Genomic DNA, 241 nt, shown 5'->3' on the forward strand with positions numbered 1-241 from the left:
GTTTAAAGAATTCAATGCCGTAAAATTCACAAAGATATTCTAGTTTTTCTTTTATGTTACCGAGAGGAATATTGACAAAGTTTTGATTTGTCTTTTTTCCTAGATTAATATTGCGTTGCCATGTTTCCGCATAGCCAATGACAAGTTTGCCAATTTGATTTTCAATACAGTAGTTAATGATGTAACGGCAAGTCTTGTTGATATAATCATTCACTTTATTATTGCGATTCATAGCAAGCAA

The 241-nt window shown here is 31.1% G+C and carries 1 protein-coding gene; it reads right to left on the bottom strand.

All coding sequences use genetic code 11. The annotated features are described in order from the left end of the window. The coding region (locus tag ETC05_RS17675; RefSeq protein WP_171661582.1) for an IS200/IS605 family accessory protein TnpB-related protein at positions 1-241 on the bottom strand (241 nt) is incomplete at both ends.

Origin of the sequence: Geobacillus sp. BMUD (assembly GCF_013096845.1) — a bacterium.
Taxonomy (GTDB): domain Bacteria; phylum Bacillota; class Bacilli; order Bacillales; family Anoxybacillaceae; genus Geobacillus; species Geobacillus vulcani.